Here is a 5,790-nt window from a genome sequence, read left to right on the forward strand (position 1 = left end):
CGAGTACCGGCTCGCCGTCACCGGCTCCGACCGCGCCACCCTCGCCCGTGCGCTGCGCGCGGCCCCCGCACCCGAGCGGCCCGCGACCGGCGAGGTCTCCTTCGTCTTCGCCGACGACGTCCCGGACGCGGCGGACCTGGCCGGCCGGTGGGCCGCCGCCGAACCCGCCTTCGCCCGGCACCACGAGGCCGCACTCGCCGCGGGGGCCGACCGCCTCGGCGAGCGGGGACAGGCGTTCGCCGTCCAGTACGCGCTCGGCAAGCTCTGGCTCGACTGGGGCGTCACCCCGGTCGCGGTGCACGGCGACGGGCTCGCAGTCCGGGCCGCCGCCTGCGTGACCGGGGCGCTGCGGCTCGAGGACGCGCTGACCGACGGCCCGGTACCGCACGCCGCCCGCGCGCGCATCCCCGTGCACGGCGCCCACGACGAGGTCCGCGGTGTCGCCCTCGGTGTCACCGACGGCCCCTGGGACGGCGTGGCCCGCGCCTGGCAGGCCGGCGCCTCCGTCGACTGGTCCGCCTGGTTCGAGGGCGAGGAGCGCGGCCGCGTCCCGCTGCCGACGTACCCCTTCGAGGGCCGCCGCTGCTGGCTGACCGGCCCGGACACCGGCCCGCCCGCCGAGGTGGTCACCGGCCCCGGCCCGCACCCCATGCTGGACGAGAACGTCTCCACCCTGGACACCCTCGCCTACCGCAGCTCCCGAACCGGCACCGAGTTCTACCTCGCCGACCACCGCGTCGGCACCGAGCCCGTCCTGCCCGCCGCCGGACAACTCGAACTGGCCCGCGCGGCCGGCGAACTCTCCCTCGGCGGACCGGTCCGGCTGCGCGGCGTCTCCTTCGAGCAGCTGCTGTCCTACGCCACCGGGCCGCGCACCGCACTGGTCCAGCTGTGGCGCGAGCGCGACACGGTCGGGTTCGAACTCACCTCCGACGAGCGGGTGGTCGCGGCCGGCGAGATCCACCCCGGACCCGCCGAGCGCCCGGCACCGGCCGACCCGGCCGCCGTCGCCGCGCGGTGCGCCGAGCCGGTCGCCCACACCGACTGCTACGACATCCTGCGCGCCCACGGCCTGGACTACGGCCCCCGCATGCGCGCCCTCACCGAGGTCCGCCTCGGCGACGGGGAGGCCCTCGGCACCCTCGAACCGCCCGACGGTGCCTCGCTCGACGGCGCGGTGCTCAACCCCGCCCTCCTGGACGGTGCCCTGCACGCCCTGGTCGTGCTGCTGTCCCGCGCCTACGGCGAGCGGGCCGACGGCTTCCTGCCCATGGCCCTGGGCGAACTCACCGTGCACGCCCCCGTCACCGGGCCCTGCCACGTCCACGTCGCGGCAGGCCGGCTGGGGGAGCGGACCGCGCACGCCGACCTCACCGTCGTGGACACCCACGGCCAGGTCCTGGCCCGCCTGCACGACCTCGCCGTGCGCGTCCTCGGCAAGCCCCGCGAGTCGGCCCTGCTGTCCCGCCGCTGGACCGCCGTGCCCGCCGAGCCCACCGGAGCGCCCCTCGGCGACACGGCCGCCGTCGTCGCCGCCGACGCGGCGCGCGCCGCACAGCTCGCCGCCCACCTCACCGCCCTGGGCATCGGCACGGTCGGCCGCGACCTCGACCCGGCCACCGCGCCCGGCGTCGTCCTCGTCGACGAACCGACCCCCGAACAGGCGCTCCACGTCGTCCGCACGCTCCTCGCGGCCCGCCCCACCGCACCCGTGCGCCTGCTGCTGCTGCACCGCCACGACACCGACGGCCCTCGCCCCGAACGTGCCGCGCTCGCCGCCTTCGCCCGGACCGTCCGCGCGGAGAACCCCCTCCTCGAAGCGCAGGCCGTCGGCCTCGCCGAGGGAGTTGCCGAGGCCGACGCGCTCGCCGGGGAACTGGCCGGCCACGGCCGCGAACCGGAGGTCGCCCACACCGTCCAGGGCCGCCGGATCCCGCGGCCCGAGCCGGTCCGGGCCGACGCCCCGGCAACCGTCCGCGACGGCGGCGTGTACGTCGTGACGGGCGGCGCCGGCGGACTGGGCCGCGCCGTCGCCGGCCGGCTGCTCTCCCGGGCCGACGCCCACGTGGTCCTGCTGGGCCGCGGCGAACGGCCCGCCGATCTGGACGAGCGCCTGGTCTACCGCCGCGTCGACGTGTCCGACCCGGACGCCCTGACCGCCCGGCTCGCCTCCGTACGCGAGGAGTTCGGGCCGCTCACCGGTGTCGTCCACGCCGCCGGTGTGCTGCGCGACGGCTTCGCCCTGACCAAGTCCGCCGAGGACTTCGCCGCCGTCCTCGCCCCCAAGACGGCCGGACTGCGCGCCCTGGACGCGGCCACCGCCGACGACCCGCTGGACTTCTTCGTCGCCTTCTCCTCCATCGCCGCCCACATCGGCAACCCCGGGCAGACCGACTACGCCTACGCCAACGCCTACCTGGAGGCCTACGCCGAACGGCACGGCCGGATCACCGCGATCGCCTGGCCGATGTGGGCCGAGGGCGGGATGCGCCAGAGCGCCGACGACGCCGCGGACATCGCCGCCCGCACCGGCTTCGGCGTACTGCCGACAGAGGCCGGCCTCGCCCTGTTCGAGCAGGCCCTCGGCACTCCCGGCGCGCTCGTCGCGGCCTACGGAGACCTCCGCGCCATCACCACCGCGCTCACCGCGCCCGTCGCCCGGGCGGCCCGTACCGCCACGGCCACCGCGCCCGTCGCCGACGACGGCGGCCCGCGCGACGAGGCCCTGCGCCTGCTGCGCGAGCTGATCGCCGCCGAGACCGGCCTGGACCCGGCCGAACTGGCCGAGGACGCCCCGTTCGACCGGCTCGGCATCGACTCGCTGATGATCGCCAAGCTCAATCGCGAGCTGGACCGGCACTTCGACGCACTGTCCAAGACCCTGTTCTTCGAGTACGCCACCCCGGGGGAACTCGCCGACTACTTCGCCGAGCACCACGCGGCCGAGCTGACCGGCGGCACACCGTCGGCCGCACCGGTCATCCCCGCGGCCGAGGACACCGCCCCGCGCCCGCCGCGCGTCCCGCGCCGTACCGCACGGCCCGGCCCCGCCGAACCCGCCGAGGACACCGACGCCATCGCGGTCATCGGCCTGGCCGGCCGCTACCCGGCCGCCGACGACCCCGACGAGCTGTGGACCGCCCTGGCCGAGGGCCGCGACGCCATCACCGAGATCCCCGCGGACCGCTGGGACAGCCGCCGCTGGTACGACCCGGACCCGGCGGCGCCCGGCCTCGCCCACACCCTGTGGGGCGGTTTCCTGCGCGACGTCGACCGCTTCGACCCGCTCTTCTTCGGCATCTCCCCGCGTCAGGCCGAACTGATGGACCCCCAGGAGCGCCTGTTCCTGCAGAACGCCTGGCACGTCCTGGAGGACGCCGGCTACCGCCGCTCCGACCTGGCCGGCCGGCCCGTCGGCGTGTACGTCGGCGTGATGTACGGCGAGTACCAGTTCCACGGTGCCCTGGACGCCCTGCGCGGCGGGCGGCCGCTCACCGGCTCGTCCTTCGCCACCATCGCCAACCGGGTCAGCCACGCCCTGGACCTGTCCGGTCCGAGCATGGCGCTGGACACCATGTGCTCCTCCTCGCTCACCGCGATCCACCTGGCCTGCGAGAGCCTGCGCCGGGGCGAGAGCGAACTGGCCATCGCCGGGGGCGTCAACGTCTCCGTCCACCCGTACAAGTTCGCCTTCCTCAGCCAGGGCCGCTTCCTGGCCTCCGACGGCCGCTGCCGGGCCTTCGGCGCGGGCGGCGACGGCTACGTGCCCGGGGAAGGCGTCGGCGCCGTCCTGCTCAAGCCCTACCGCAAGGCGCTGGCCGACGGGGACCGCGTCCACGGCCTGGTCCTCGGCAGCGCCGTCAACCACGGCGCCCGGACCAACGGCTACAGCGTGCCCAACCCGCGAGCCCAGCAGCGCGCGATCACCACCGCGCTGGAACGTGCGGGCGTCACCCCGCGGGACATCGGCTACGTCGAGGCGCACGGCACCGGCACCGCCCTGGGCGACCCGATCGAGCTGACCGGCCTCACCCACGCCTACCGGTCCGCCGAGGCCGCGCACGGCACCTGGCCGATCGGCTCGGTCAAGTCCAACATCGGACACCTGGAGTCCGCGGCCGGCATCGCCGGACTCACCAAGGTGCTGCTGCAGTTCCGGCACCGCGCCCTGGTGCCCTCGCTGCACTCGGCCGAACTGAACCCGAACATCGACTTCGAGCGCTCCCCCTTCCACGTCCAGCGCGAGCTGTCCGCCTGGCCCGACGGGGACCGGCCGCGCCGGGCCGGCCTCAGCTCCTTCGGCGCGGGCGGCGCCAACGCGCACCTCGTCCTGGAGGAGTCCCCGAACCCCGACCCCGTCACCGACGTACCGGCGGGCGAGCAGCGCACCGACGAGCCCGTGCTGTTCCTTCTCTCCGCCCGCGACGAGGAACGGCTGCGCGCCTACGCCGACTCGGCCGCCCGCTTCGTCGGCACCGAGCGGGTGCCGCTCGCCGACCTGTGCTTCACCACCCAGGCGGGCCGCGAACCCCTCGAGGCCCGGCTCGCGGTGGCGGTCACCGACGGCCGTGAACTCGTCGCCGCCCTGCGTCGATTCGCCGACGGCGGCCCGGCCCCCGACCTCGCCGACGCGGGTCCGCTGACCGACTCGGCCCGCCGCTGGCTGGGCGGCGCCGACGTGGACTGGGCGGCCTGGCACGCCGGCCGGCCGGGCCCCGCCCCGCGCCGGGTACGCGCCCCTCGGTACCCGTTCGCCGCGGAGCGCTACTGGATACCGCTCGACCCCGACCTGGGCACGACCGCTCCGCATCCGCTGGTCGACGCCAACGAGTCCACCGTCACCGAGGTCCGCTTCCGCAAGACGCTGCGGGCGCGCGACCCGCTGCTGCGCGACCACGTCATCGACGGCCGGCCGCTGCTCGCGGGCGCGGCGACACTGGAGTTCGTCCGCGCCGCCGCCGCGCTCGCCGAGCCCGGCACCCGGCACGCCCTGCGCGAGGTGGTGTGGGGCCGTGCCGTCGAACTCGCCGACGGCGCACTCGACCTGTACGCCACCTTCCGCCCGGAAGGCACCGGGCTGGCCTTCGAGGTGTACAGCGGCACCGGCGCCGACCGCACCACCCACGCCCGCGGCAGCGTCGTCCCGGCCCCCACCGCCCCCGAGGCCGCCGAGGACCTCGCCGCGCTGCGCGCCCGGCTGTCCGTCGTGCGCGACGGGCCCACCGCGTACACCGAGTACGCGGCCGCCGGGTTCGCGTACGGCCCCTCCTTCCACGTCATCGACGAGATCCGGACCGGGGCCGGCGAGGCACTGGTCCGGCTGGCCCGGACCGGGGCCGCCCCGGACACCCAGTTGCCCCCGCCGCTCCTGGACGGCGCCCTGCGGGCCTGCCACTGGACCGGCCGGACCACCGCGCCGCGCCCCGGTGAACTCGCCGTCCCCTTCAGCCTCGGCGCGCTGGACTCCTTCGGCCCGCTGCCCGAGGTCTGCCACGCGCACGCCCGGCTGGCCGGCGAGTCGGCGGGCGTGCGCCGCTTCGACCTGACCGTGTACGACGACCGGGGCCGCGTGCTCGCCTCTCTACGCGACTTCGCGGGCCGCCTGCCCGGCAAGCAGGCGTCTCTCGCGAGCCCTGCCACCGACGCCGGCGCCCAGGCGCCGCTCGCCGACCGCGTGCAGGTCGCGCCCGCGGGGCAGGCTGCGTTCGCCGACGGCGGGCAGGTCGCGCCCATGGCCCAGGCACCCCTCGCCGACCGCGCTAAGGCCGGGCCCGCCCCGCGGGCCGTGCC

The 5,790-nt window shown here is 76.8% G+C and carries 1 protein-coding gene; it reads left to right on the forward strand.

Annotated elements, in window-relative coordinates; genetic code table 11:
- Positions 1 to 5,790, forward strand: a 5,790-nt coding sequence (locus EBH09_RS30290) for an SDR family NAD(P)-dependent oxidoreductase (RefSeq protein WP_238697570.1), incomplete at both ends; no start/stop codon positions are given.

Origin of the sequence: Streptomyces sp. E2N166 (assembly GCF_003671715.1) — a bacterium.
Taxonomy (GTDB): Bacteria; Actinomycetota; Actinomycetes; order Streptomycetales; family Streptomycetaceae; genus Streptomyces; species Streptomyces thinghirensis.